The organism is Nocardiopsis sp. SBT366, assembly GCF_001083815.1.
Lineage (GTDB): Bacteria > Actinomycetota > Actinomycetes > Streptosporangiales > Streptosporangiaceae > Nocardiopsis > Nocardiopsis prasina.
Map to the genome: position 1 here is coordinate 51,434 of NZ_LAVM01000001.1, position 26,524 is coordinate 77,957.

At 70.4% G+C, this 26,524-nt stretch carries 24 protein-coding genes and 2 pseudogenes; 9 read left to right on the plus strand and 17 right to left on the minus strand.

All coding sequences use genetic code 11. The annotated features are described in order from the left end of the window. Positions 1–9: 9 nt before the first annotated feature. From ADX84_RS00225 to coxB, 4 genes are all read right to left on the minus strand, one after another. Positions 10–1,335, minus strand: coding sequence for an Ig-like domain-containing protein (locus ADX84_RS00225; protein WP_049565600.1), 1,326 nt, complete (start codon positions 1,333–1,335; stop codon positions 10–12). A 248-nt stretch (positions 1,336–1,583) separates the two neighbouring features. Further along, positions 1,584–2,009: a cytochrome c oxidase subunit 4 gene (locus ADX84_RS00230; protein WP_049565603.1), complete on the minus strand. Its 426-nt coding sequence runs from the start codon at positions 2,007–2,009 to the stop codon at positions 1,584–1,586. Positions 2,010–2,021: 12 nt separating this feature from the next. Continuing rightward, positions 2,022–3,695: a cytochrome c oxidase subunit I gene (ctaD, locus tag ADX84_RS00235; RefSeq protein WP_049565606.1), complete on the minus strand. Its 1,674-nt coding sequence runs from the start codon at positions 3,693–3,695 to the stop codon at positions 2,022–2,024. Beyond that, positions 3,696–4,541 carry a cytochrome c oxidase subunit II gene (gene coxB / locus ADX84_RS00240; protein ID WP_049565609.1) on the minus strand — a complete coding sequence of 282 codons (846 nt, stop codon included), beginning with the start codon at positions 4,539–4,541 and terminating at the stop codon, positions 3,696–3,698. It abuts the gene before it with no gap. A 529-nt stretch (positions 4,542–5,070) separates the two neighbouring features. Between coxB and ADX84_RS00245 the strand changes: the two genes are divergently transcribed. After that, positions 5,071–5,328 carry a sulfurtransferase TusA family protein gene (locus ADX84_RS00245; RefSeq protein WP_017546512.1) on the plus strand — a complete coding sequence of 86 codons (258 nt, stop codon included), beginning with the start codon at positions 5,071–5,073 and terminating at the stop codon, positions 5,326–5,328. Positions 5,329–5,565: 237 nt separating this feature from the next. On the opposite strand, the gene rpsD is transcribed toward ADX84_RS00245, so the two are convergent. From rpsD to ADX84_RS00280, 7 genes are all read right to left on the minus strand, one after another. After that, positions 5,566–6,177: a 30S ribosomal protein S4 gene (rpsD, locus tag ADX84_RS00250; protein WP_049565612.1), complete on the minus strand. Its 612-nt coding sequence runs from the start codon at positions 6,175–6,177 to the stop codon at positions 5,566–5,568. Between the two features lie 284 nt (positions 6,178–6,461). Then, positions 6,462–7,433: a carbohydrate kinase family protein gene (locus ADX84_RS00255; protein WP_049565615.1), complete on the minus strand. Its 972-nt coding sequence runs from the start codon at positions 7,431–7,433 to the stop codon at positions 6,462–6,464. Positions 7,434–7,623: 190 nt separating this feature from the next. Continuing rightward, entirely contained in the window at positions 7,624–7,974 is a 351-nt protein-coding gene (locus tag ADX84_RS00260; RefSeq protein WP_049565618.1) for an iron-sulfur cluster assembly accessory protein, read from the minus strand. A 261-nt stretch (positions 7,975–8,235) separates the two neighbouring features. Further along, the gene (locus tag ADX84_RS00265) at positions 8,236–8,856 is read right to left on the minus strand and encodes a hypothetical protein (RefSeq protein ID WP_049565621.1); all 621 of its coding nucleotides are present in this window, start codon (positions 8,854–8,856) and stop codon (positions 8,236–8,238) included. A 35-nt stretch (positions 8,857–8,891) separates the two neighbouring features. After that, positions 8,892–9,818 carry a zinc metalloprotease HtpX gene (htpX, locus tag ADX84_RS00270; RefSeq protein ID WP_049565624.1) on the minus strand — a complete coding sequence of 309 codons (927 nt, stop codon included), beginning with the start codon at positions 9,816–9,818 and terminating at the stop codon, positions 8,892–8,894. A gap of 178 nt (positions 9,819–9,996) precedes the next feature. After that, positions 9,997–10,275 carry a hypothetical protein gene (locus tag ADX84_RS00275; protein ID WP_049565627.1) on the minus strand — a complete coding sequence of 93 codons (279 nt, stop codon included), beginning with the start codon at positions 10,273–10,275 and terminating at the stop codon, positions 9,997–9,999. Beyond that, positions 10,272–11,039 carry a PspA/IM30 family protein gene (locus ADX84_RS00280; protein ID WP_082206223.1) on the minus strand — a complete coding sequence of 256 codons (768 nt, stop codon included), beginning with the start codon at positions 11,037–11,039 and terminating at the stop codon, positions 10,272–10,274. Before ADX84_RS00280 ends, ADX84_RS00275 begins: the two co-directional genes overlap by 4 nt. 96 nt (positions 11,040–11,135) lie before the next feature. Between ADX84_RS00280 and ADX84_RS00285 the strand changes: the two genes are divergently transcribed. Together ADX84_RS00285 and ADX84_RS00290 are read left to right on the plus strand one after the other, a co-directional pair. Next, positions 11,136–11,798, plus strand: a complete 663-nt coding sequence (locus ADX84_RS00285; RefSeq protein ID WP_049565634.1) for a DUF3043 domain-containing protein — start codon at positions 11,136–11,138, stop codon at positions 11,796–11,798. Positions 11,799–11,921: 123 nt separating this feature from the next. Next, complete coding sequence (locus ADX84_RS00290; protein WP_049565637.1) at positions 11,922–12,926, plus strand: aldo/keto reductase family protein; 1,005 nt, start codon at positions 11,922–11,924, stop codon at positions 12,924–12,926. Between the two features lie 103 nt (positions 12,927–13,029). Here ADX84_RS00290 and ADX84_RS00295 read toward each other — a convergent pair whose 3' ends face one another. After that, entirely contained in the window at positions 13,030–13,233 is a 204-nt protein-coding gene (locus tag ADX84_RS00295) for a hypothetical protein (RefSeq protein ID WP_049565640.1), read from the minus strand. A gap of 205 nt (positions 13,234–13,438) precedes the next feature. On the opposite strand from ADX84_RS00295, the gene ADX84_RS00300 reads away from it, so the two are divergent. From ADX84_RS00300 to ADX84_RS25150, 5 genes and pseudogenes are all read left to right on the plus strand, one after another. After that, complete coding sequence (locus tag ADX84_RS00300; RefSeq protein WP_049565643.1) at positions 13,439–14,428, plus strand: bifunctional adenosylcobinamide kinase/adenosylcobinamide-phosphate guanylyltransferase; 990 nt, start codon at positions 13,439–13,441, stop codon at positions 14,426–14,428. After that, a complete protein-coding gene (locus tag ADX84_RS00305) occupies positions 14,425–15,210 on the plus strand; it encodes an adenosylcobinamide-GDP ribazoletransferase (protein WP_049565646.1) in 786 nt (261 codons plus the stop codon). The genes ADX84_RS00300 and ADX84_RS00305 overlap by 4 nt, the downstream gene beginning before the upstream one ends. 847 nt (positions 15,211–16,057) lie before the next feature. After that, positions 16,058–17,578: a leucyl aminopeptidase gene (locus ADX84_RS00310; RefSeq protein WP_082206224.1), complete on the plus strand. Its 1,521-nt coding sequence runs from the start codon at positions 16,058–16,060 to the stop codon at positions 17,576–17,578. Between the two features lie 147 nt (positions 17,579–17,725). Further along, the gene (lpdA, locus tag ADX84_RS00315; RefSeq protein ID WP_049565652.1) at positions 17,726–19,102 is read left to right on the plus strand and encodes a dihydrolipoyl dehydrogenase; all 1,377 of its coding nucleotides are present in this window, start codon (positions 17,726–17,728) and stop codon (positions 19,100–19,102) included. A 123-nt stretch (positions 19,103–19,225) separates the two neighbouring features. Next, positions 19,226–19,777, plus strand: a pseudogene (locus tag ADX84_RS25150) (biotin/lipoyl-containing protein); the annotation flags it as partial. A 42-nt stretch (positions 19,778–19,819) separates the two neighbouring features. On the opposite strand, the pseudogene ADX84_RS25155 reads toward ADX84_RS25150, so the two are convergent. The 5 genes and pseudogenes from ADX84_RS25155 to ADX84_RS00355 all read right to left on the minus strand — a co-directional run. Continuing rightward, positions 19,820–20,329, minus strand: a pseudogene (locus ADX84_RS25155) (biotin/lipoyl-containing protein); the annotation flags it as partial. Between the two features lie 105 nt (positions 20,330–20,434). Continuing rightward, positions 20,435–21,811: a dihydrolipoyl dehydrogenase gene (lpdA, locus tag ADX84_RS00340; RefSeq protein ID WP_049565652.1), complete on the minus strand. Its 1,377-nt coding sequence runs from the start codon at positions 21,809–21,811 to the stop codon at positions 20,435–20,437. Positions 21,812–21,958: 147 nt separating this feature from the next. Next, positions 21,959–23,479: a leucyl aminopeptidase gene (locus ADX84_RS00345; protein ID WP_082206224.1), complete on the minus strand. Its 1,521-nt coding sequence runs from the start codon at positions 23,477–23,479 to the stop codon at positions 21,959–21,961. Between the two features lie 847 nt (positions 23,480–24,326). Beyond that, the gene (locus ADX84_RS00350; protein WP_049565661.1) at positions 24,327–25,112 is read right to left on the minus strand and encodes an adenosylcobinamide-GDP ribazoletransferase; all 786 of its coding nucleotides are present in this window, start codon (positions 25,110–25,112) and stop codon (positions 24,327–24,329) included. Beyond that, positions 25,109–26,098: a bifunctional adenosylcobinamide kinase/adenosylcobinamide-phosphate guanylyltransferase gene (locus ADX84_RS00355; RefSeq protein WP_049565643.1), complete on the minus strand. Its 990-nt coding sequence runs from the start codon at positions 26,096–26,098 to the stop codon at positions 25,109–25,111. The genes ADX84_RS00350 and ADX84_RS00355 overlap by 4 nt, the downstream gene beginning before the upstream one ends. Positions 26,099–26,303: 205 nt before the next feature. On the opposite strand from ADX84_RS00355, the gene ADX84_RS00360 reads away from it, so the two are divergent. Further along, positions 26,304–26,507, plus strand: a complete 204-nt coding sequence (locus ADX84_RS00360) for a hypothetical protein (RefSeq protein ID WP_049565640.1) — start codon at positions 26,304–26,306, stop codon at positions 26,505–26,507. Positions 26,508–26,524 lie beyond the last annotated feature (17 nt).

The window sequence follows — 26,524 nt, forward strand, 5'->3', positions numbered from 1 at the left end:
AAACACGACCTAGAGGTCGTCGCCGTGGACGGAGCCGGGCGTGCCCGAGCCGTCGGTGCTCTGGGGCTGCCCGGTGACGCTGTTGGCCAGCCACTCCTCCCAGGATCGCTGGTAGAAGCCCCAGCCGTTGTCCCACTCCAGGTCGCGTTCGGTGCCGGTGGTCTCCAGGATGTCCCCCATAAGGGCCTGGTTGTGGAACCAGCGGGCGTCCTCCATGGTCATGTTCGTGCACCCGTTGGAGGTGTTGGCGCTGCCGATGTTCCCCGCGTTCCACGGAGCCGCGTGGGTGAACTCGCCGCTGTTGGAGGTGCGGACCGCCCAGTCCACGTCCAGCCGGTAGTAGCCGGGCGACCCCTCCGGGATGCCGACGGTCGCGGAGTCCATGACCAGGGCCTGGTACTTCTCCATGGTGAGGTGGACACCGGAGGTGGTGGTGTTGAAGCGCTCCTCGGCGGATCCGTTGCTGACCGGGATGGTGCGGACGGTCTCGCCGTCGATGGACACGGACATCTCGTGGTCGGGCACGTGCATCGTGGACACCAGCTCGCGTCCGACCTCGAACCGGACGCGGTGGTCCTCCGCTCCGTAGACGCCCTCGGAGGACTCGACCCCGGCCAGCCTGAGATCCACGGTGACCTCCTGGTAGGGATCCCAGTACTCCTTGGGCCGGAAGACCGCCATCTCGTCGGTGACCCAGTTCCAGGCGCCCTCGGTCTCCTCCTCGGCCGTGACCTGGATGGAGTTCTCCACCTGTTCCTTGTTGGTGACCGCCCGGTCGAAGTTGACGATGACGGGCATGCCCACTCCGACCACGTCCCCGTTGCTCGGGAAGTTGGAGACGAGTTCGAGGCGTTGGTCGGCCGCCGCGTCCATGGTGGTGAACTCCGAGACCACCTCGGTCTCCTCGCCCTCCTGGTCGGCCGCGGTCACGAACACTCTGACGGAGGACCCGGGACGCAGGTTCCAGTCACTGACCCAGGCGTTCCCGGCCTCGTTGAGTGTGCCGGTGACGGTGAAGGGGTCCTCCTCCTCACCCTGGGCTCCGGTGTCGGCCACCTCCTTCGCGTCGCCGGAGGCGACCTCGCCCTCGGTGTCCTGCTGGACCCACACGTCGGTGAGGGTGCCGTCCACGGCCTCGACCCGGATGGGGGTGTTGGGAGGAATCTCCGTGGCGCCCGGTTCCGGGGTGACCTCCACCTCCGGCCCCGGCTCGCTCTCGCCGGGGGCCGCGGTGCCCCCGGGGCCGTCCCCGCCCTCGGGGGTGCACGCCGCCGCGAGGAGCACCAGGGCTGCCGCTGCCGCGGCCGTTCGGGAAGAGGCGATTCGTCGCTTCACGCCAAGGACCTCCAGCGTCCGTACGCGGCCCGAGGCGTGCGCGGAGCGTGCGCACCGGCGTGACGCCGACAGGGCCTGGATGCGGCGTGACCTGCGAAGGCAGCGTCACGTGGGCCACCGAAAAAGAGCACCCCGGTGGCCGGAGGTCGTCTGGGACGACTCGTCCGGTCACCGGGGCGGTGACACTCACATCCTACCCTGCGTAGCCGAAAGCACTCATAGAGTGACAAACGCGCGGGGTGTGCACGTCAGTGCTGGAACTCCTTGCGGTAGTACTCGAAGACCCAGCCCAGCGAGGTGAGGATGACGGCGAAGAAACCGGTGATCACCATCCACCAGCCGATCGCCACGCCGACCGCCGTGAAGGCGACGGCCATCGCGACGAACATCGGCCACCAGCTGTGCGGGCTGAAGAAGCCGTACTCACCGGCGTTCTCGGCGATCTCGCCGTCGAGCCGTTCCTCGGCCGGCAGGCCGTGGTGGTGCTCACTGTGGCGAGCCGACTGCCAGAGCCAGAAACCGATCATCCAGCCGAAACCGATGGAGACCACCAGGGCGGTGGTACCCGCCCACTCGATCTGACCGGTGTCCTGGAGCGACCAGTAGATGTACAGCGCGGCAGCAAGACCGAAGAAGGTCGAGATACCCATGAACAGGTAGGCCTGCATCTTCATGTGCTCTACCCCCTACTTCTTCTCGGCACCGGCGGCGACGGCACCGGGTGCGGCCGCGTGCGGGTGGTTGAGGTCGAAGGCCGGACGCTCGGACCGGATCCGGGGCAGCGACGTGAAGTTGTGTCGCGGCGGCGGGCACGAGGTGGCCCACTCCAGCGAGCAGCCGTAGCCCCACGGGTCGTCCACGGTGACCAGCGGCGCCCTCTTCGCGGTGACGTAGATGTTCCAGAAGAAGATCAGCGTCGAGGCCGCGAGCACGAACGAGGAGACCGAGGAGATCTGGTTCAGCTGCGTGAAGCCGTCAGTGGCCAGGTAGTCCGCGTAACGGCGCGGGAAGCCCATGGCGCCCAGCCAGTGCTGCACCAGGAACGTGCCGTGGAAGCCCAGGAAGAGCAGCCAGAAGTGGAACTTGCCCAGCTTCTCGTTGAGCATCCGCCCGGTGAACTTGGGCCACCAGAAGTAGAAGCCCGCGAACATCGCGAACACCACGGTGCCGAACACCACGTAGTGGAAGTGCGCCACCACGAAGTAGGAGTCGGTGACGTGGAAGTCGATGGGCGGCGAGGCGAGCAGCACACCGGTCAGACCACCGAAGAGGAAGGTGACCAGGAAGCCGATCGTGAACAGCATCGGCGTCTCGAACGTGAGCTGTCCGCGCCACATCGTCCCGATCCAGTTGAAGAACTTCACACCGGTCGGAACCGCGATGAGGAACGTCATGAACGAGAAGAACGGCAGGAGCACCGCGCCGGTCGGGAACATGTGGTGGGCCCACACGGTCACGGACAGGCCGGCGATGGCGATGGTCGCCGCCACCAGGCTCTTGTAGCCGAAGATCGGCTTGCGGCTGAAGACCGGGAGGATCTCGGTCGCGATACCGAAGAACGGCAGCGCGATGATGTAGACCTCCGGGTGGCCGAAGAACCAGAACAGGTGCTGCCACAGGATGGCGCCACCGTGCTCGGCGTTGAAGACCTGGGTGCCGACCATGCGGTCGGCGCCCAGAGCGATCAGGGCCGCGGTCAGAACCGGGAACGCGATGAGCACCAGGACACTGGTGAGCAGGGTGTTCCAGGTGAAGATCGGCATGCGGAACATCGTCATACCGGGCGCGCGCATGCACAGGCCGGTGGTGATGAAGTTGACCGCACCGAGGATCGTGCCCAGACCGGAGACGGCCAGGCCCAGGATCCACAGGTCGCCGCCGAGACCCGGCGAGCGGACCGCGTCGGAGAGCGGGGTGTAGGCGAACCAGCCGAAGCTGGCCGCGCCGCCCGGGGTCAGGAAGCCGCTGATCGCGATGAGGCTACCGAAGAGGAACAGGTAGTAGCCGAACAGGTTGATCCTGGGGAAGGCCACATCGGGGGCGCCGATCTGCAACGGCATGAGGATGTTCGAGAACCCGACGAAGAGCGGGGTCGCGAACATCAGCAGCATGATCGTGCCGTGCATCGTGAAGAGCTGGTTGAACTGCTCGTTGGACATGTACTGCATGCCCGGCTGGAACAGCTCCAGGCGCATGAGGAGCGCCAGCACGCCTCCGAAGAGGAAGAACGCGAAGGAGGTGATCAGGTACATGTACCCGATGACCTTGTGGTCGGTCGACGTCAGCCAGTTGACGATGATCGACCCCTTGCGTGACGGTGCCTGACCGTCAGTGCGGGGTTCGGTTGCCGTCGTGGTCATTTACTCGTCATTCTCCTCGGACTCGGTCGCCTCGGCTCCCGTGCCCTCAGCGTCGGTGCCGTCAGCACCCGTGCCCTCGGCGTCGTCGGTCTCGGCGGCCTCTGCGGCCTCGGACTCAGCGGCAGCGGCCTCGGCGGCCTCTGCGGCCTCGGTCGCGTTGGCTTCCTGCTCTGCGGCCCAGGCGTCGTACTCGTCCTGCGGAAGGACCTCGACGTTGAAGAGCATGCGGGTGTGGTCCACACCGCACAGCTCGGCGCAACGACCGACGTACTCGCCCTCGGAACCTTCCATGAGGTTGACCTGGAAGGAGTTGTCCCGGCCCGGGACGACGTCCATCTTGAAGCCGAAGGCCGGGATCCAGAACGAGTGGATGACGTCGGGAGAGTGGAGGTCGAAGTGGACGACCGCGCCCTCGGGAAGGACGAGGGTCGTCTGGGTGTCACGGTTGGCGGTGCCGTCCGGGTTGGGGATACCAACCTCGGAGAAGAGCACGTCGCCACCGTTCTCCTTGGTGTCGTCCATGTAGTTGAACTGCCAGGCCCATTGGAAGGCCACGACCTCTACATGGACGTCGGCGGGCTCTTCTGTGTCGAGCAGGTAGGCCTGGTCTCGCGCGGTGAAGAAGAAGAGCACCGAGATGACGACGATCGGCAGAACGGTGTACAGCGCTTCGATGGGCATGTTGTACCGCACCTGCGGCGGCAACTGCTCAGAGCGCTTGCGGTGGAAGAGGATTGTCCAGATGAACAGTCCCCACACAAGGACGCCGACCGCGAAAGCCGCCACCCACGAGCCCTGCCAGAGCGAGATAACACGCTCGGCCTGCTCGGTGATCGGCTCCGGCATGCCCAAACGAGTGAGATCGTTCGACGCGCAGCCGGTCGCGGCCAGCCCCAACACGGCGAGCGCGGCGCCGCGTGGTGCCCATCGGCGCAGAGTTGAGCGCCGATTTTTTTGGCGGGTCGGACTCACGGATTGCCTTCCCAGCGGTGAAGCCCGTGGATTCTCCACGGGCGGCCTAAGTATCCAAAGCTTGTCAGGGGGAAACATTATCGCGAACCGCCCAGCGTGCCGTTCATGGGCTTGCCTGGTCAGCGTGTTGCCAGACGCGCCCTCTCGAAACGTTCGGCGGCCCCACGGAGCCGGGCCAGGTCGCCCCCGAGGGTAGTCCTCCCGGCTGGCTACGAGGCGCGGCCCGGCGATCCCCCGGGCCCTTGGCCGCTCCCGTCCACATCTCCGCTCGAGGCGGTGGTGTGCGCGTTCGCGACGCGAGACCAAGGCGAGCGTATCGCTGGGTTTACGACACCCTTAACCGGGTGCGCCTTTTGAGGCGCACCGGGTCAAGATTGGGCCACAGGACGACAACCAACTGGGGGTGGACGTGCCCGAGCGACCGACTTCGCAGCAGCCGCTGGTCACCGTGGAGGCGGTGGGTCTCAAGTGCCCGATCCCGATCATCATGCTGGCCGCCCGACTGCGCGAAGTGCCTATCGGGGCGGTCATCGCGGTCACCGCGGACGATCCCGCGGCGAGCGCGGACATACCGTCCTGGTGCCGGATGAAGATGCACGAGTTCGTCGTCGAGCGGCCGCTGGCGCGGGGTAGCGCTTTTCACATCCGCCGGATGTACTGACCGCCGACGACGCCACCGGAACGACGGGCCGGGCTTTCGGTCCCGTTGCGATAACGATTCACGCCGTCCAGTTTCCGGGGACGGTGTGAAGCTCCCGATCCCCCTCCCGAAGCCCCGACCGGGCGGAGGGAGGGAGGTACCGGACAAGGCGAAGGCCGCGCGGACACGGGGTCCACGCGGCCTCTCCCACACTGCGGTTCCGCCCCCGAGGAAGGGAACCGCGACCGCGGGAACCGTCTAGCGAGCGTAGTACTCGACGACGAGCTGCTCGTCGAAGGGCACGGGGATCTGCTCACGCTTGGGGCGGTCGACGACCGCGATGCGCAGGTCCTTGTGGCTCACGGCGAGGTAACCGGCGATCTTGTCGTCGGCGTGGATGCCCTCGGTGGCCTCGACAAACGGGACCATCGAGCGGGACTTCTCCCGAACGCTGATGATCTGGCCCGGCTTGACCTGGTACGACGGGATGTCGACCTTCTTGCCGTCCACGGTGATGTGACCGTGGTTGATGAACTGACGCGCGGCGTAGATCGAGGCGGCCAGACCGGCGCGCAGCACGACCGTGGCCAGACGCAGCTCCAGCTCGCCGAGCATCTCCTCACCGGTACGGCCGGGACGCTTCTTGGCGTTCTCGTAGATCCTGACCAGCTGCTTCTCGGTCAGGTCGTAGTACCAGCGCACCTTCTGCTTCTCCGCCATACGAACGGCGTAGTCGCTGCTGTTGCGGCGGACGCGACGACCGTGCTCGCCGGGCGGGTACGGACGCTTCTCGAAGTAGCTGACCGCCTTACGGGTCAGCGGGGTGCCGGCGCGCCGGGACAACCGCACCTTCGGTCCGGTGTAGCGCATGCGAAGTCCTTTCAGGGTGAATCAGGGAATCCCAGGTAAGGCTGGCCTAGATCTGGGAGGCGCTCAGGGCGCCCGAGCCCCGGTGTCCCGCGGTGCGGGTCGGAGCGGGTTCCCCACCGCCGCGCGTGACCCGGCGCGAGCGGTTCGGGCGAATGACCCGGCACGCGTTTCGACGCACCGGGCGGGCACGGGAGTTCCCGTGCGGGTCACAGCCATCCACTTTACGGGCTCCGGGGTACCACCCCGACCAGAGCGCGTCCATTTGCGGCCGGGGCGGACACGGGTCACAGGAAGGGGCGGACCTCTGCGGCGGCCTCGGCACCGTAGGAGCGCTCCAGGCGCTCCAGCAGCGAGGCGCCGGTGAGCGTGTACTCCTGGGGCCCGTCGGCCTCCAGGCAGTGCACGGCGGTGGCGTTGCCGACCTGGGCCGCGCGCTCCAGGGGCAGGCCCCAGGAGTGGGCGGACAGGAAGCCCGCGCGGAAGGCGTCGCCCATGCCGGTGGGGTCGACGAGCTCGTCGACGGCGGCGGAGGGAACGTGGATGCTCGGCTCGTCCTTGCGGTCGATCCGGGCGCCCTTGGCCCCGAGGGTGGTGACGCGCGTCCCCACCCGGGACAGGACGTCGGCGTCGGACCAGCCGGTCTTCTGCTCGGCCAAGGCCTTCTCGTACTCGTTGGTGAACAGGAAGGCGGCGCCCTCGATCAGCGTGCGCACCTCCGGGCCCTCCATGCGGGCCAGCTGCTGGGAGGGGTCTGCGGCGAAGGGGATGGCGCGGGTGCGGCACTCCTCGCTGTGGCGGATCATGGCCGCGGGGTCGTCGGCGCCGATCAGGACGAGGTCGAGGCCGCCGACCCGCTCGGAGATCGGCTGGAGCTCGATGTTGCGGGCCTCGGCCATCGCGCCCGTGTAGAAGGACGCGATCTGGTTCTGGTCCAGGTCCGTGGTGCAGACGAACCGGGCGGTGTGGCGCAGCTCGGAGATGTGCACCGCCGAGGTGTCGACGCCGTGGCGGTCGAGCCAGGAACGGTACTCCTCGAAGTCCGCGCCGGCGGCACCGACCAGGACCGGGCTCAGACCGAAGCCGCCCATGCCGAAACAGATGTTGGCCGCGACGCCGCCACGGCGCACGTCCAGCTCGTCGATGAGGAAGGAGAGGGACAACTGCTGGATCTGCTCAGGGATGATCTGCTCGGCGAACCGACCCTGGAAGGTCATCAGGTGGTCTGTGGCGATGGATCCGGCAACCGCGATACGCACGGGACGTGGGCTCCTTGCTGGCGGGGTGGATCGCTCGAGGGCGATCCGACGAGCTGTTCAGGGCATGCGGGGGACGTGCCCGTTCGGACCAGCCAAGGGTACCCAGAGGGGGAGGGCGAACGCTCGTCCGCGTCCGCCCTCCCCCTGTGGTTCCGAGAACCTGAACGCTCCTCTGGGGAGCTCGGGACGCCTAGTTGAAGGAGTCACCGCAGGCGCAGGAGCCGGTCGCGTTGGGGTTGTCGATGGTGAACCCCTGCTTCTCGATGGTGTCCACGAAGTCGATGGTCGCGCCGATGAGGTAGGCGGCGCTGCGGCGGTCGGTGACGACCTCGACACCGTCGAAGTCGGCGACGACGTCGCCGTCGAGGTCGCGCTCGTCGAAGTAGAGCTGGTAACGCAGCCCCGAGCAACCACCGGGCTGAACGCCCACGCGCAGGCGCAGGTCGTCCCGGCCCTCCTGGTCAAGGAGCGCCCGAACCTTGTCGGCCGCACCATCGGTGAGGATGACTCCCTGCGCGGTGGCCTCGCTCTGAACCGTCATGTTGTAAAGCTCCTCTTGAAAGGGGTTGCGGCCGTCTGGCGACCCCGGTCGCTTACCGGATCGGCCCGCGTCGGCGGGTCCAGTCCTCTTCAACGGGTCCCAACGTCGGAGGCCGGTGTGGCATTCCGTCGCGTGGCCGCTGTGTTCGTGCTGGCACCCCGGCCGCACGGTGCACGTGTGGCTCAGGCGACGCACGGGTGTGCTCGTACCTCCAAGGGTAATTTGTCCGGGCCGAGGATGCCATCTCCGGACGGCCCCGCCTCACAGGCCCGGGGCGCCGTAGACCGGGAACCAGCGGGAGCGGTCCTTCTCCATCGGCAGGTCGTCCCCCACAGACGCCTCCACCTGGAGCTCCAGCGCGTTGTCGCGGCGCTGACCGCCCTCGGGGGCGAAGGGGTAGAAGGTGCCCCGCTTGTACAGGTAGACCAGGCCCACGGAACGGCCCCGCGTGTCGGTGAAGCCGACCAGCGAACACAGCAGGGAGGGTCCGTAGCCGTTGGCCTCCAGCGTCGAGTTGACCGCGTGCAGGTCGGTGACCAGGCCGGTGATGTCGGTGTCCACGAGCTCCCCGCCCGAGGGCTCGCCGCCGGTGGCGGCCCCCTGCGCGGCGCCCGGGCGCAGGACCAGCCAGGTGTAGCCGTAGTCGTCGGTGCTCTGCTCCACCGACGGCCCCTCCCCCGCGTTGAGCAGCTCGGTGACGTCGCGTTCGATGTCGGCGAAGGCGGCGCCCTCGGCTGCGCGGAAGGCCACCGACCCCGAACCCGTGGGGGTCAGGCCCACCCCGGCCCGCAGGGTGAGCGCGGCCGAGGGCAGGCCGAAGAGCGCGTCCAGGTCGGGCTTGGCCGGTTCCGAGCGGCCGAGCAGCGTGCGCCAGAAGCTCATGGTGGTGGGTTCCCCTCGTGGGTGGTTCGGTGGGGTCAGGCTCCGCGACCGAGCTGGCGGGAGATGTCGCCGAGCTGGGCCAGGCGCTGCTCGACCGGGGGGTGGGTGGCGATGAGCTGGTTCATGCTGAAGCCCTTCTTCGCGAAGGCCGGGGCGAAGAAGAACGCGTTGAACGGCTCGGCCTGGCGCAGGTCCCGGGTGGGGATCCGGGCCATGTCGCCGGTGATCTTGGACAGGGCGCTGCCCAGTACGGACGGCCGACCGGTCAGGTAGGCGGCGGCGCGGTCCGCGGCGAGCTCACGGTAGCGGGACAGGGCGCGGGTGAGCAGGAAGCTCAGGACCCAGGCGATGGCGCTGACCAGGACGACCAGGAGCGCGACGACCGCCGGGGCGGGGCCGTTGTTGTTGCCGCGTCCGCCGCCCGCTCCGGCGAACATGGCGAAGCGCAGACCGGCCTGGGTGAGGAATCCGGCGACGATGCCGAGGAACCCGGCGATCGTCATCACCATCACGTCGCGGTGGGCGATGTGCGAGAGCTCGTGGGCGACCACCGCCTCCAGCTCCGGGCCGTCCAGGCGGCGCGTCAGCCCGGTGGTGACGCAGATGACGGCCGACTTCTCGTTGTGTCCGGTGGCGAAGGCGTTGGGCACGTCGGTGTCGGCGATGCCCACGCGCGGCTTGGTCATGTCGGCCATGGCGCACAGGCGGTCGACGATGGCGTGCAGGTCGGGCGCCTGCTCGGGGGTGACCTCCTTGGCGCCCATCGCGAACATCGCGATCCTGTCGGAGGAGAAGTAGGAGAACAGGGCGAACGCCGCGACGAGGACCAGCACCAGCCAGACGTTGAGCCCCGCGAGGACCAACCCCACCACGAAGGCGACGTAGACCAGGAACAGCAGAACCATGGTCATGACCATCCGGGCCGTCAGCCCCCGGTCCGGACGGAACTTCGAACCAGCCACGCCGACTCCCTCCCCTGCGGATGTGTCGGAGTGTAGTTCGGGCAGGTGAGAAACGGGTTAAAGCGGGGCACCGAGTGTCCCCACAGCCGCATGACCCCGGACACACTCCGGCCGCCGTGACGAATCACGGCGGCCGGAGTGGAAGAACGCGCACGCGGGAACCGAGACGGGGAGGTCCCTAGCCCGGGATGAGCCCGTCGTCCTGGAGCATCTCCCGTACCTCGTCCATGCTGGCGTCGGCGGGGGGAAGGATGAACTGCGAGGGCTCCAGGGAGTCGGGAGGCAGCGGCTTGCTGTCCTCCCTGACCTTCGCCAGGAGGTCGTGCAGGGCCTTGCGGAACGTGGCCTCGTCACCGGACTCGATCGCTGCCTCCAGGGCGGCGTCGAAGTCGTTGAGCAGGCCCAGGTCTGCGTCGGTGAGGTCGAGCTGACCCTCACCCATGATGCGAACGATCACGAGCCCTCCCGGTTCCCGGCCCCGTTGCCGCCCTCGATCTGGGGGGTGGCGCCGCCACTGCCGCCGCCGAGTTCGAGCTTCATACGCTCCAGCTCGGCCTCGACACCGGTGGTGCTCGCCATCTGGTCGAGCTCGTACTGGATGTCGTCCTTCGGGCCGCTGCCCGTGACGTCGTCCAGCGCGCCGGAGGCGAGGAGCTCGTCCACCGCGCCCGCACGGGCCTGCATCTCGGCGGTCTTGTCCTCCGCCCGCTGCACGGCCATGCCGACGTCGCCCATCTCCTCGGAGATACCGGAGAAGGCCTCGCTGATCTGCGTCTGGGCCTGGGCGGCGGTGTAGGTCGCCTTGATGGTCTCCTTGCGCGTGCGGAAGGCGTCCACCTTCGCCTGCAGGCGCTGGGCGGCCATCGTGAGCTTCTGCTCTTCGTTCTGGAGGTTGGAGTGCTGCTCGCGCAGGCCCTCCATCTGGCTGGTGAGGCCGGAACGGCGGGTGAGCGCCTCGCGGGCGAGGTCCTCACGGCCCTGGGTCAGAGCGGCGCGGCTCTGGGTCTCCAGCTTGCCGGACTGCTGTTCGAGCTGCTGGATCTGGAGCTCTACCCGCTTGCGGGAGGTCGCGACGTCAGCGACACCGCGACGAACCTTCTGAAGCAGTTCGAGCTGTTTCTGGTACGAGTAGTCGAGGGTTTCCCTTGGGTCCTCGACAGAGTCCAGGGCCTTGTTGGCCTTGGACTTGAAGATCATCGAAAGTCGCTGAAACACGCTCATTGGCGTGGCCGTCCCCTTCTCGGTGCGTACATCGGCTGTTCCCAGCGGGCGCTTTGCCCAACCCTACGCGGTCTGGCCCGCGGTCGCCATAAAGCTATGACCGGCTACCCTGAGGGTGTGTTCCGACGTCGCTCCGCTTCCGCAGCCCCGGATTCGACCTCCGCCGAATCCGCCAGCCCTGAGGCCACTGAGGCCACCCAACCTAAGGGATATACGCCCAAGAAGGGTGTGCCCACCCCTAAGCGCAGGGAATCCGTAGGCACCCCGCGCCGACCGGTGAAGGCCCCTGAGACCCGCAAGGAGGCCTACCGCGCCTACCGGGACCGTCTCGAACGTCAACGCGGCACGACCGCCCGGCGTTCCGGTGCTCCCAAGGGAGACGAGAAGTACTTCCGGCAGCAGGACCTCGGCAAGGCCCGCGCGTACGCCCGGGACTTCATCGACTCGCGCCGCAGCGCGAGCGAGTTCTTCCTGCCGTTCTCGATCCTGATCATCGCGCTGCTGTTCATCAACAACCCGGTCTTCCAGGTGGGCGTCGCCTACGTGCTGTGGCCGCTGATGATGGTGACGATCATCGCCGAGGGCGTCATGATCGGCCGCACGGTCAAGCGCCGCGCCACCGAGTACTTCCCGGACGACCCGGCGATCAAGGGCATCGGCATGTACGCCGCGATGCGCCAGCTCCAGTTCCGGCGCCTGCGTCTGCCCAAGCCCCGTCTGAAGGTCGGCGACGACCCCACACCGAGCGGCGTCCGCTGAACCACCGGACGTCCCACATCCCCATCCCCGACGACGTGAGCGGGGCCGGTGACCGCACCGGCCCTTCACTTCGCTCCGAGCCCCGTAGCGCCGGCCGAGGCACCGCCAACTAGAGTGCTCGGCATGGAATTTCGGCATCTTGGCAACAGCGGTCTGATCATCAGCGAGATCGCCTACGGGAACTGGATCACCCACGGCTCCCAGGTCGAGGAGGACACGGCGGCCTCCTGCGTCCGCGCGGCGCTCGACGCGGGCATCACCACGTTCGACACCGCGGACGCCTACGCCCAGGGCAGGGCGGAGGAGGTGCTGGGCCGCGCGCTCAAGGGTCAGCGCCGAGACGGCCTGGAGATCTTCTCCAAGGTCTTCTGGCCGGTGGGCGAGGGCAGGAACGACCGGGGGCTGAACCGCAAGCACGTCATCCGCGGCTGCGAGGACTCCCTGCGCCGTCTGGGCACCGATTACCTGGACCTTTACCAGGCGCACCGTTACGACCACAGCACGCCGCTCGAAGAGACCATGCGGGCCTTCGAGGACCTGGTCCGTCAGGGCAAGGCCCTGTACATCGGCGTCTCCGAGTGGCGCGCCGACCAGATCGAGCGGGCGCTGAAGATCGCCGACGAGATGGGCTTCGACCGGATCGTCTCCAGCCAGCCGCAGTACAACATGATCTGGCGGGTCATCGAGTCCGAGGTCGTCCCGCTCTCCGAGCGCGAGGGCATCGGCCAGCTCGTCTGGTCGCCCATCGCGGGCGGTGTCCTCACCGGCAAGTACAAGCCGGGCCAGGAGCTCCCCAGCGGTTCGCGGGCCAGCGACCCCAAGAGCGAGCGCTTCCTGGCCGACAAGGTCGCGGACCAGGCCCTGCTGGAGCGGGTGCAGCGGCTGGAGCCGCTGGCGGCCGAGGCCGGGCTCACCCTGTCGCAGCTGGCCGTGGCCTGGGTCCTCCAGAACCCCAACGTGTCGGCCGCGATCATCGGCGCCTCCCGTCCCGAGCAGGTCGAGAGCAACGTGAAGGCAGCCGGGGTCAGGCTCGACGCCGCGCTGATGGCCCGGATCGACGAGGTCCTGGGCGACAGCGTGGAGCGCGACCCGGAGCTCACTAAGAGCCCGGACAACATCCGCGGCTAGTACCGCGTCACCGAGGGGCCCGGCGGCCGTGCGGACCGCCGGGCCCCTCGGCCGTCCCACGAACCGGACGCGGTCAGGCGGGTTGGCGCCGCGCGCGGCCGACCTACTCGGTGCCGAGGGGCATCGTGTAGACCTCGTGGTCCTCCTCCAGCAGGGCGACACTGGCCACGCCGCCCTCCGCGAGCTCCGCCCAGTTCTCACCGAGCCAGCTCTCGGCGTCGCCACGCGACGTGAACGACTCGGCCGGTAGTTCCTCCGCCCCCGTCCGGTCACCGTCGACCCCGATGTACCGCCACGTCCACGCCATCTTCGACCGCCCTTCGTCGCCGTTCCACGGTGGGTTCACCGCGATCCTGGTCCGAGCTTAACCAAGCCTTGGTCCACGATGCTGTTTACTTTTCTGGGTGCGTATCCGATTTCTGGGGACAGCGGGTCACACGGGCTGGCCAGCCCCGCAGTGCACCTGCTCGTCCTGCAACAAGGCCCATGCGGAACGCCGCCTACCGCTGCGGGTGACCGTCGACGACCGCTTCCGCCTACGTGAGGAGGGAGCGGTCGGACCGGTCCCGCCCGACTACACGGTGACGACCACACCGGACGGAGCCCTGGTGGAGGGAGCGGACGGCGGCCGTCTGCTGTTCGCCCGCTCCGGACCGGGTCCACTGCCGGGTGGACCGCCCGGCGACGGCCGTCCCTCGGGTTCGTCCGCGTACTCGTCAGCGCCGGCCCAACAGGTGGACATGGTGATCGTGGACGCCGCGCTGCGTCCGGAGGTCGTCGGTGAGCTGCGCCGGTCCGGGGTGATCGGGGTGACCACCGCCGTCGTGGCGGTCGGTGGCGACCACCGGATCCGGTCCCCCGAGGAGTTCGCCCGGCGGGCCCACCTGTGGGGCGTCATGGCCCCCGGGGACGGCACGGTCATGTCGTGTCCGCCCGCGGTCTGGCCGGAGTCCCGCCCGCACGGGCCGTACCGGACCCTGGTCACCGGCGGCGCCCGATCGGGCAAGTCCACCGAGGCCGAACTCCGTCTGCTGACCGAACCCCGGGTGGTCTACGCGGCCACGGGCCCCGTCCCCGACGAAGGGGACCCGGAGTGGGCCGAGCGGGTCGAGCGACACGCGCGTCGGCGCCCCTGGTGGTGGCGGACCGAGGAGACCACCGACCTCGCGTTGCTGCTCAGGCAGGCCAGGGGCGCGGTGCTGATCGACTGCCTGGGGACCTGGCTGACCTGGGTGATGGGCGAGTGCGGGCTCTGGGAGGACCAGCCGCCCGAGGACGCCGAGGAGCGACTGGAGACCGCGATCCACGAGCTGTTGGAGGCCTGGCGTTCGACGCGGGCCTACGTGGTGGCGGTGACCAACGAGGTGGGCTCGGGTGTGGTTCCGCCGACCCGCTCGGGCCGGATCTTCCGCGACCGGCTGGGCCTGTTGAACCAGTGGGTGGGCGCCGAGTCCGAAGCCGTGGTGCTGGCGACGGCGGGGCGCGTGGTGGAGCTCGGGTGAGCGGGGCCGACGCACTGGCCGGGGCGCGGATGGCCGTGGGCACCTTCACGGTGTGGCCGGTGCGTGTGGCGCGTGTGGACCGCGTGGTGGCCGGGTGGGCGATGGTCTGGGCACCCCTGTTGGGAGGGCTGCTCGGCGGGGTCGTCGGCGTCGTCGCGGTGGCGGGCGCGTTGTGGGGCTGGTCCGGGCCGTTGGCGGCGCTGCTCGCGGTGGGGCTGGGGGCACTGCTCACGCGGGGCCTGCACCTGGACGGGCTGGCCGACCTCGCCGACGGCCTGGGCAGCGGGCGCCCGGCGGAGGGCGCGCTGGAGGTGATGCGCCGCTCCGACATCGGCCCGTTCGGGGTGATCACCCTGCTGGTGGCGGTGGGCGCACAGGTCCTGGCGCTCGCGCAGCGGGTCGCGGCCTCGCCCTGGGCGGCCGTGGCCGGGGCCGTGGTCGCGGGCGCGACCGGACGGTTGGCGGTGACCCTGGCGTGCACGAGGACGCCCTCCGCGCGTCCCGACGGGCTGGGTGCGCTCGTGGCCGGGACGGTGCGTCCCCTGGGCGCGTCGGTGTGCGCGGCCGGGGTGCTGGCCGCGTGCCTGCTCGGGCTGGCGCACTCCCCCGGGTTCGCCGTGGCCTGCGCGGTGGGCGCGGTGGCCGGATTGGCGGCCGCCGGGGCTCTTCTGTTCCGGGCCGTCCGCCGGTTGGGCGGGGTGACCGGGGACGTCCTGGGCGCCCTGGTGGAGTCGGCCGTGACGGTGGTCCTGCTGGTGACGGCGGCGGCCGCGCGGGGCTGAGCCCTCGGTCAGAGTCCGCGCTGGCGGCGGTTCCACCGTTCCAGGCGGTCGCGCGCCTGTTCCGTGCGGTGGGCGGACGGAGAGGACGCCGTCGATGTCGTCCGCGCGTTGGTGGTCCTCCTTGAGCCGCTCGTACTCCCTCAGGTGGGTCTCGAACTCCGCCACGGGGTCGGTGACGGGCGCCTCGGCTTGGTGGTGACGCTCCCCGTGGCGGCGCGTTCCTCGGTGGCCACCACGTACAGGCCGGGTTCGCCGACGTCCAGCGCGGGTGTGCACGGCCCGCGGGGGCCACGCCTTCGAGGAGGGCGGCCGGGGCCGGGGTCGTGACGGAGACGGCGAACAGGGCCAACTCGACGGTGGCCAGACGGAAGGTCGAAGCGGCGGCGGGACGGAGGCGCCGGAATCCGGCATGTGTTCCTCCCGTGCAGGTCAAGGGCGAGTGAGGGCTCGCGGAAGCGGTCCTGGGACGGCACGGTCCCGCAGCGGCGGCCGGGGTGTCGGGCACTGGGTGGAGGGGCGGCGGCGCACCACTGTGAAGGGGCATGGGCTGCTTCACCTGCCGATTCGCGCGGTCTGGTAGTTTTCCGCGACGGCCGGATGTCGCCATCATCACATTTTTTCACACCGGGTTTCACGCGGTCAGGGCCGGGGAGAGCGCGTTCGGGCGCCGCCGACCGCGTGCGACACCTCCCACGAGGGACCAGAGCCCCCACATGGCGCGGACGGAGGCGCACCCACCCGGGGCCACCGGCGACACCGCGCGACGGCGGGGAGCGCCGCGTCAGGACCCCTGGGGCGTGGGACGCCGCGTCACCGTCGGGGGCGCGGGAGGACTAGCATCGAGGACGTGAGCACGACGTTGTCAGTAAACACGGAGTCCCCCAGTTCGCTCGACGCCGACGCGGTTGTCGTCGGTTACCACTCCGGAGGCGACGCCCCGGAGCCCGCATCGGGCGCTCATAGCGTCGAAGCCGCCTTCTCCGGCGGCCTCGGCTCGACCCTGTCGCTCCTGGGAGCGAGCGGCGCCCCTGAGGAGGTGCACACCATTGCCTCCCTCGGAGCCGTCAGCGCCCCGGTCGTCGTCGCGGTCGGGCTCGGCCCGGCGCCCGCCGACGGTGCCGTCGACCCCGACGTCCTCTCCCGCTCCGCCGGTGCCGCGCTGCGTGCGCTGAGCGCGCGCCCCGAGGGTGCGGGCCGCGTCGTCCTGGCCCTGCCCGCGACCACCGCCGAGCAGGCGGGTGCCGTCGCCCTGGGCGCCGAACTCGGCTGCTACAGCTTCGACCGCTACCGCACCGGCGAGAAGGCGCAGAAGAAGGCCGCGCGCGGCGCCGCCACCCTCACCGTGGTCAGCGAGGCCGACGGTGCCGCCGACGCCGTCGAGCGCGCCGCCGTCCTGGCCGAGGCCGTCTCCTTCACCCGCGACCTCGTCAACACCGCCCCCGCCGACCTCGTCCCCGAGGACCTGGCGTCGGCGGCCCAGGAGATCGCCCAGCAGGCCGAGCTGGAGATCGAGGTCCTGGACGAGCGCGCCCTGTCCGAGGGCGGCTACGGCGGCCTGACCGGCGTCGGTCAGGGCTCGGCCAACCCGCCCCGCCTGGTCCGTCTGGCCTACAGCCACCCCGAGGCCACCAGGAAGGTCGCCTTCGTCGGCAAGGGCATCACGTTCGACTCCGGCGGCCTCTCCCTCAAGCCCGCGGGCTCGATGGACTGGATGAAGTCCGACATGAGCGGCGCCGCCTCCGTGCTCGCCGCCATGCGCGCCATCTCCACCCTGGGCCTGAAGGTCAACGCGGTCGCCTACCTGACCGTGGCCGAGAACATGCCCAGCGGAACGGCCCAGCGCCCCTCCGACGTCCTGAGCATCTACGGCGGCCGGACCGTCGAGGTCCTCAACACCGACGCCGAGGGCCGCCTGGTCATGGCCGACGGCCTGGTCCGCGCCCACGAGGACGAGCCCGACCTCATCGTGGACATCGCCACGCTGACCGGCGCCCAGCTGGTCGCGCTCGGCACCCGCGTGTTCGCGGTCATGTCCAACGACGACGCCGTGCGTGACGAGATCGTCGCCGCCGCCACCGCCGAGGGCGAGGCCTCCTGGCCGATGCCGCTCCCGGCGGAGCTGCGCGCTGGGCTCGACTCCTCGGTGGCCGACATCGCCAACGTGGCGAGCGAGCGCTGGGGCGGCATGCTCTCCGCGGGCGTCTTCCTCCAGGAGTTCATCGAGGAGGGCACCAAGTGGGCCCACCTCGACATCGCCGGGCCCTCCTTCAACCAGGGCGGCCCGCACGGATACACCCCCAAGGGCGGCACGGGTGCGGGTACCCGCACCCTCGTCCGCATCGCCGAGGACTACGCCCGCAAGCAGTAGTCCGGAAGGGCGGGGTGGCGTTCCCGAGCCGGAGCGCCCCCGTCCCCGGCAGCCGGGGGTCCCCGATCGACACACCGCCAGCGGCGGCGGTGGGCCCACGGTCTTCCACCACCCATCACCAGCCACCACAACTAGGAGTTCGTTCCCGTGAGTGAGAGCGGCGGCACCTTCGACCTCGTCGTCCTTGGCGGCGGCAGCGGCGGCTACGCGGCGGCACTGCGCGCCGCGGAGCTGGACATGAGCGTCGTCCTGATCGAGAAGGACAAGCTCGGCGGCACCTGCCTGCACCGCGGCTGCATCCCCACCAAGGCCCTCCTGCACTCGGCCGAGGTGGCCGACACCGCCAAGGAGAGCGAGAACTTCGGTGTCCAGGCCACGTTCGAGGGCATCGACATCGACGCGGTGCACAAGTACAAGGACAAGGTGATCAACGGCCTGCACAAGGGCCTGAGCGGGCTGATCAAGTCCCGCAAGATCACCGTCGTCGAGGGTGAGGGCAAGCTCACCGGCAAGGACGAGGTCACGGTCGACGGCAAGGTCTACAAGGGGAAGAACATCCTCCTGGCGACCGGCTCCAAGCCCAAGACCCTGGGCCTGGAGATCGACGGCGACAAGGTCATGACCAGCGACCAGGCCCTGGGTCTGAACCGCGTCCCCGAGTCCGTCATCGTCCTGGGCGGCGGCGTGATCGGCGTGGAGTTCGCCAGCGTGTGGCGTTCCTACGGCGCCGACGTCACCATCGTCGAGGCCCTCAAGAACCTGGTCCCCGTCGAGGAGGAGTCCAGCTCCAAGCTGCTGGAGCGCGCCTTCCGCAAGCGGAAGATCAAGTCCGAGCTGGGCACCCCGTTCGAGTCGGTCAAGACCACCGACTCCGGCGTGGTCGTCACCCTCCAGGGCGGCAAGACCCTCGAGGCCGAGGTCCTGCTGGTCGCCATCGGCCGCGGCCCGGTCTCCGAGGGCCTGGGCTACGAGGAGCAGGGCGTCACCCTGGACCGCGGCTTCGTCAAGGTCGACGAGAACCTGCACACCGGCGTGGGCAACGTCTACGCGGTGGGCGACCTCATCCCGACCCTCCAGCTCGCGCACGTCGGGTTCGCCGAGGGCATCTTCGTCGCCGAGCACATCGCCGGGCAGAACCCGCCCGCGATCGACTACGACGGTGTTCCCCGTGTCACGTACTGTGAGCCTGAGGTCGCCTCCGTGGGTCTGACCACCAAGGTGGCCAAGGAGCGCGGTCACGACGTCGTCGAGATGAACTACAACCTGGCGGGCAACGGCAAGAGCCAGATCCTCCAGACCCAGGGCGCGGTCAAGGTCATCGCCGAGAAGGACGGCCCCGTGCTGGGCGTCCACATGGTCGGCAGCCGCGTCGGCGAGCTCATCGCCGAGGGCCAGCTGATCTACAACTGGGAGGCCCTGCCCTCCGAGGTGGCGCAGCTGATCCACCCGCACCCGAGCCAGTCGGAGGCGCTGGGCGAGGCGCACCTCGCGCTGGCGGGCAAGCCGCTGCACGTCCACGACTGACCGCTTCACCCCCGGGGGCGGGCCCTCACCGGCCCGCCCCCGCACACATCCGCGCTGCCCATCAAGGCCTGGGCAGGTACCGCGTCCAGATCCAACGAGGAATCCATGCCGACTTCCGTTTCCATGCCCGCCCTGGGTGAGAGCGTCACCGAGGGGACCGTCACCCAGTGGCTGAAGAACGTGGGCGACACCGTCGAGGTAGACGAGCCGCTCCTTGAGGTCTCCACCGACAAGGTGGACACCGAGATCCCGTCCCCGGTGGCCGGAGTGCTCACCAAGATCCTCGTCGACGAGGACGAGACCGTGGAGATCGGCGCGGAGATCGCGATCATCGGCGGCGACGGTGACGGCGCCGACGACGCGGCACCCGCGCCCGAGGCCGCTCAGCCCGAGGCCACCGAGCCTGAGCCTGAGCCCGCCGCCGAGGAGCCCGCCCCGGCTCCCGCCGCCGAGCCCGCCGCGCCGGCCGCCGACTCCGACGGCCCCGGCACCCCCGTGACCATCCCCGCCCTGGGTGAGAGCGTCACCGAGGGCACCATCACCCAGTGGCTGAAGAGCGTCGGCGACACCGTCGAGGAGGACGAGCCGCTCCTCGAGGTCTCCACCGACAAGGTGGACACCGAGATCCCGTCCCCGGTGGCCGGAGTGCTCACCAAGATCCTCGTCGACGAGGATCTTGGTGAGCACTCCGGCCACCGGGGACGGGATCTCGGTGTCCACCTTGTCGGTGGAGACCTCGAGGAGCGGCTCGTCCTCCTCGACGGTGTCGCCGACGCTCTTCAGCCACTGGGTGATGGTGCCCTCGGTGACGCTCTCACCCAGGGCGGGGATGGTCACGGGGGTGCCGGGGCCGTCGGAGTCGGCGGCCGGCGCGGCGGGCTCGGCGGCGGGAGCCGGGGCGGGCTCCTCGGCGGCGGGCTCAGGCTCAGGCTCGGTGGCCTCGGGCTGAGCGGCCTCGGGCGCGGGTGCCGCGTCGTCGGCGCCGTCACCGTCGCCGCCGATGATCGCGATCTCCGCGCCGATCTCCACGGTCTCGTCCTCGTCGACGAGGATCTTGGTGAGCACTCCGGCCACCGGGGACGGGATCTCGGTGTCCACCTTGTCGGTGGAGACCTCAAGGAGCGGCTCGTCTACCTCGACGGTGTCGCCCACGTTCTTCAGCCACTGGGTGACGGTCCCCTCGGTGACGCTCTCACCCAGGGCGGGCATGGAAACGGAAGTCGGCATGGATTCCTCGTTGGATCTGGACGCGGTACCTGCCCAGGCCTTGATGGGCAGCGCGGATGTGTGCGGGGGCGGGCCGGTGAGGGCCCGCCCCCGGGGGTGAAGCGGTCAGTCGTGGACGTGCAGCGGCTTGCCCGCCAGCGCGAGGTGCGCCTCGCCCAGCGCCTCCGACTGGCTCGGGTGCGGGTGGATCAGCTGCGCCACCTCGGAGGGCAGGGCCTCCCAGTTGTAGATCAGCTGGCCCTCGGCGATGAGCTCGCCGACGCGGCTGCCGACCATGTGGACGCCCAGCACGGGGCCGTCCTTCTCGGCGATGACCTTGACCGCGCCCTGGGTCTGGAGGATCTGGCTCTTGCCGTTGCCCGCCAGGTTGTAGTTCATCTCGACGACGTCGTGACCGCGCTCCTTGGCCACCTTGGTGGTCAGACCCACGGAGGCGACCTCAGGCTCACAGTACGTGACACGGGGAACACCGTCGTAGTCGATCGCGGGCGGGTTCTGCCCGGCGATGTGCTCGGCGACGAAGATGCCCTCGGCGAACCCGACGTGCGCGAGCTGGAGGGTCGGGATGAGGTCGCCCACCGCGTAGACGTTGCCCACGCCGGTGTGCAGGTTCTCGTCGACCTTGACGAAGCCGCGGTCCAGGGTGACGCCCTGCTCCTCGTAGCCCAGGCCCTCGGAGACCGGGCCGCGGCCGATGGCGACCAGCAGGACCTCGGCCTCGAGGGTCTTGCCGCCCTGGAGGGTGACGACCACGCCGGAGTCGGTGGTCTTGACCGACTCGAACGGGGTGCCCAGCTCGGACTTGATCTTCCGCTTGCGGAAGGCGCGCTCCAGCAGCTTGGAGCTGGACTCCTCCTCGACGGGGACCAGGTTCTTGAGGGCCTCGACGATGGTGACGTCGGCGCCGTAGGAACGCCACACGCTGGCGAACTCCACGCCGATCACGCCGCCGCCCAGGACGATGACGGACTCGGGGACGCGGTTCAGACCCAGGGCCTGGTCGCTGGTCATGACCTTGTCGCCGTCGATCTCCAGGCCCAGGGTCTTGGGCTTGGAGCCGGTCGCCAGGAGGATGTTCTTCCCCTTGTAGACCTTGCCGTCGACCGTGACCTCGTCCTTGCCGGTGAGCTTGCCCTCACCCTCGACGACGGTGATCTTGCGGGACTTGATCAGCCCGCTCAGGCCCTTGTGCAGGCCGTTGATCACCTTGTCCTTGTACTTGTGCACCGCGTCGATGTCGATGCCCTCGAACGTGGCCTGGACACCGAAGTTCTCGCTCTCCTTGGCGGTGTCGGCCACCTCGGCCGAGTGCAGGAGGGCCTTGGTGGGGATGCAGCCGCGGTGCAGGCAGGTGCCGCCGAGCTTGTCCTTCTCGATCAGGACGACGCTCATGTCCAGCTCCGCGGCGCGCAGTGCCGCCGCGTAGCCGCCGCTGCCGCCGCCAAGGACGACGAGGTCGAAGGTGCCGCCGCTCTCACTCACGGGAACGAACTCCTAGTTGTGGTGGCTGGTGATGGGTGGTGGAAGACCGTGGGCCCACCGCCGCCGCTGGCGGTGTGTCGATCGGGGACCCCCGGCTGCCGGGGACGGGGGCGCTCCGGCTCGGGAACGCCACCCCGCCCTTCCGGACTACTGCTTGCGGGCGTAGTCCTCGGCGATGCGGACGAGGGTGCGGGTACCCGCACCCGTGCCGCCCTTGGGGGTGTATCCGTGCGGGCCGCCCTGGTTGAAGGAGGGCCCGGCGATGTCGAGGTGGGCCCACTTGGTGCCCTCCTCGATGAACTCCTGGAGGAAGACGCCCGCGGAGAGCATGCCGCCCCAGCGCTCGCTCGCCACGTTGGCGATGTCGGCCACCGAGGAGTCGAGCCCAGCGCGCAGCTCCGCCGGGAGCGGCATCGGCCAGGAGGCCTCGCCCTCGGCGGTGGCGGCGGCGACGATCTCGTCACGCACGGCGTCGTCGTTGGACATGACCGCGAACACGCGGGTGCCGAGCGCGACCAGCTGGGCGCCGGTCAGCGTGGCGATGTCCACGATGAGGTCGGGCTCGTCCTCGTGGGCGCGGACCAGGCCGTCGGCCATGACCAGGCGGCCCTCGGCGTCGGTGTTGAGGACCTCGACGGTCCGGCCGCCGTAGATGCTCAGGACGTCGGAGGGGCGCTGGGCCGTTCCGCTGGGCATGTTCTCGGCCACGGTCAGGTAGGCGACCGCGTTGACCTTCAGGCCCAGGGTGGAGATGGCGCGCATGGCGGCGAGCACGGAGGCGGCGCCGCTCATGTCGGACTTCATCCAGTCCATCGAGCCCGCGGGCTTGAGGGAGAGGCCGCCGGAGTCGAACGTGATGCCCTTGCCGACGAAGGCGACCTTCCTGGTGGCCTCGGGGTGGCTGTAGGCCAGACGGACCAGGCGGGGCGGGTTGGCCGAGCCCTGACCGACGCCGGTCAGGCCGCCGTAGCCGCCCTCGGACAGGGCGCGCTCGTCCAGGACCTCGATCTCCAGCTCGGCCTGCTGGGCGATCTCCTGGGCCGCCGACGCCAGGTCCTCGGGGACGAGGTCGGCGGGGGCGGTGTTGACGAGGTCGCGGGTGAAGGAGACGGCCTCGGCCAGGACGGCGGCGCGCTCGACGGCGTCGGCGGCACCGTCGGCCTCGCTGACCACGGTGAGGGTGGCGGCGCCGCGCGCGGCCTTCTTCTGCGCCTTCTCGCCGGTGCGGTAGCGGTCGAAGCTGTAGCAGCCGAGTTCGGCGCCCAGGGCGACGGCACCCGCCTGCTCGGCGGTGGTCGCGGGCAGGGCCAGGACGACGCGGCCCGCACCCTCGGGGCGCGCGCTCAGCGCACGCAGCGCGGCACCGGCGGAGCGGGAGAGGACGTCGGGGTCGACGGCACCGTCGGCGGGCGCCGGGCCGAGCCCGACCGCGACGACGACCGGGGCGCTGACGGCTCCGAGGGAGGCAATGGTGTGCACCTCCTCAGGGGCGCCGCTCGCTCCCAGGAGCGACAGGGTCGAGCCGAGGCCGCCGGAGAAGGCGGCTTCGACGCTATGAGCGCCCGATGCGGGCTCCGGGGCGTCGCCTCCGGAGTGGTAACCGACGACAACCGCGTCGGCGTCGAGCGAACTGGGGGACTCCGTGTTTACTGACAACGTCGTGCTCACGTCCTCGATGCTAGTCCTCCCGCGCCCCCGACGGTGACGCGGCGTCCCACGCCCCAGGGGTCCTGACGCGGCGCTCCCCGCCGTCGCGCGGTGTCGCCGGTGGCCCCGGGTGGGTGCGCCTCCGTCCGCGCCATGTGGGGGCTCTGGTCCCTCGTGGGAGGTGTCGCACGCGGTCGGCGGCGCCCGAACGCGCTCTCCCCGGCCCTGACCGCGTGAAACCCGGTGTGAAAAAATGTGATGATGGCGACATCCGGCCGTCGCGGAAAACTACCAGACCGCGCGAATCGGCAGGTGAAGCAGCCCATGCCCCTTCACAGTGGTGCGCCGCCGCCCCTCCACCCAGTGCCCGACACCCCGGCCGCCGCTGCGGGACCGTGCCGTCCCAGGACCGCTTCCGCGAGCCCTCACTCGCCCTTGACCTGCACGGGAGGAACACATGCCGGATTCCGGCGCCTCCGTCCCGCCGCCGCTTCGACCTTCCGTCTGGCCACCGTCGAGTTGGCCCTGTTCGCCGTCTCCGTCACGACCCCGGCCCCGGCCGCCCTCCTCGAAGGCGTGGCCCCCGCGGGCCGTGCACACCCGCGCTGGACGTCGGCGAACCCGGCCTGTACGTGGTGGCCACCGAGGAACGCGCCGCCACGGGGAGCGTCACCACCAAGCCGAGGCGCCCGTCACCGACCCCGTGGCGGAGTTCGAGACCCACCTGAGGGAGTACGAGCGGCTCAAGGAGGACCACCAACGCGCGGACGACATCGACGGCGTCCTCTCCGTCCGCCCACCGCACGGAACAGGCGCGCGACCGCCTGGAACGGTGGAACCGCCGCCAGCGCGGACTCTGACCGAGGGCTCAGCCCCGCGCGGCCGCCGCCGTCACCAGCAGGACCACCGTCACGGCCGACTCCACCAGGGCGCCCAGGACGTCCCCGGTCACCCCGCCCAACCGGCGGACGGCCCGGAACAGAAGAGCCCCGGCGGCCGCCAATCCGGCCACCGCGCCCACCGCGCAGGCCACGGCGAACCCGGGGGAGTGCGCCAGCCCGAGCAGGCACGCGGCCAGCACCCCGGCCGCGCACACCGACGCGCCCAGGGGACGCACCGTCCCGGCCACGAGCGCACCCAGCCCGTCGGGACGCGCGGAGGGCGTCCTCGTGCACGCCAGGGTCACCGCCAACCGTCCGGTCGCGCCCGCGACCACGGCCCCGGCCACGGCCGCCCAGGGCGAGGCCGCGACCAGCTGCGCGAGCGCCAGGACGTGTGCGCCCACCGCCACCAGCAGGGTGATCACCCCGAACGGGCCGATGTCGGAGCGGCGCATCACCTCCAGCGCGCCCTCCGCCGGGCGCCCGCTGCCCAGGCCGTCGGCGAGGTCGGCCAGCCCGTCCAGGTGCAGGCCCCGCGTGAGCAGTGCCCCCAGCCCCACCGCGAGCAGCGCCGCCAACGGCCCGGACCAGCCCCACAACGCGCCCGCCACCGCGACGACGCCGACGACCCCGCCGAGCAGCCCTCCCAACAGGGGTGCCCAGACCATCGCCCACCCGGCCACCACGCGGTCCACACGCGCCACACGCACCGGCCACACCGTGAAGGTGCCCACGGCCATCCGCGCCCCGGCCAGTGCGTCGGCCCCGCTCACCCGAGCTCCACCACGCGCCCCGCCGTCGCCAGCACCACGGCTTCGGACTCGGCGCCCACCCACTGGTTCAACAGGCCCAGCCGGTCGCGGAAGATCCGGCCCGAGCGGGTCGGCGGAACCACACCCGAGCCCACCTCGTTGGTCACCGCCACCACGTAGGCCCGCGTCGAACGCCAGGCCTCCAACAGCTCGTGGATCGCGGTCTCCAGTCGCTCCTCGGCGTCCTCGGGCGGCTGGTCCTCCCAGAGCCCGCACTCGCCCATCACCCAGGTCAGCCAGGTCCCCAGGCAGTCGATCAGCACCGCGCCCCTGGCCTGCCTGAGCAGCAACGCGAGGTCGGTGGTCTCCTCGGTCCGCCACCACCAGGGGCGCCGACGCGCGTGTCGCTCGACCCGCTCGGCCCACTCCGGGTCCCCTTCGTCGGGGACGGGGCCCGTGGCCGCGTAGACCACCCGGGGTTCGGTCAGCAGACGGAGTTCGGCCTCGGTGGACTTGCCCGATCGGGCGCCGCCGGTGACCAGGGTCCGGTACGGCCCGTGCGGGCGGGACTCCGGCCAGACCGCGGGCGGACACGACATGACCGTGCCGTCCCCGGGGGCCATGACGCCCCACAGGTGGGCCCGCCGGGCGAACTCCTCGGGGGACCGGATCCGGTGGTCGCCACCGACCGCCACGACGGCGGTGGTCACCCCGATCACCCCGGACCGGCGCAGCTCACCGACGACCTCCGGACGCAGCGCGGCGTCCACGATCACCATGTCCACCTGTTGGGCCGGCGCTGACGAGTACGCGGACGAACCCGAGGGACGGCCGTCGCCGGGCGGTCCACCCGGCAGTGGACCCGGTCCGGAGCGGGCGAACAGCAGACGGCCGCCGTCCGCTCCCTCCACCAGGGCTCCGTCCGGTGTGGTCGTCACCGTGTAGTCGGGCGGGACCGGTCCGACCGCTCCCTCCTCACGTAGGCGGAAGCGGTCGTCGACGGTCACCCGCAGCGGTAGGCGGCGTTCCGCATGGGCCTTGTTGCAGGACGAGCAGGTGCACTGCGGGGCTGGCCAGCCCGTGTGACCCGCTGTCCCCAGAAATCGGATACGCACCCAGAAAAGTAAACAGCATCGTGGACCAAGGCTTGGTTAAGCTCGGACCAGGATCGCGGTGAACCCACCGTGGAACGGCGACGAAGGGCGGTCGAAGATGGCGTGGACGTGGCGGTACATCGGGGTCGACGGTGACCGGACGGGGGCGGAGGAACTACCGGCCGAGTCGTTCACGTCGCGTGGCGACGCCGAGAGCTGGCTCGGTGAGAACTGGGCGGAGCTCGCGGAGGGCGGCGTGGCCAGTGTCGCCCTGCTGGAGGAGGACCACGAGGTCTACACGATGCCCCTCGGCACCGAGTAGGTCGGCCGCGCGCGGCG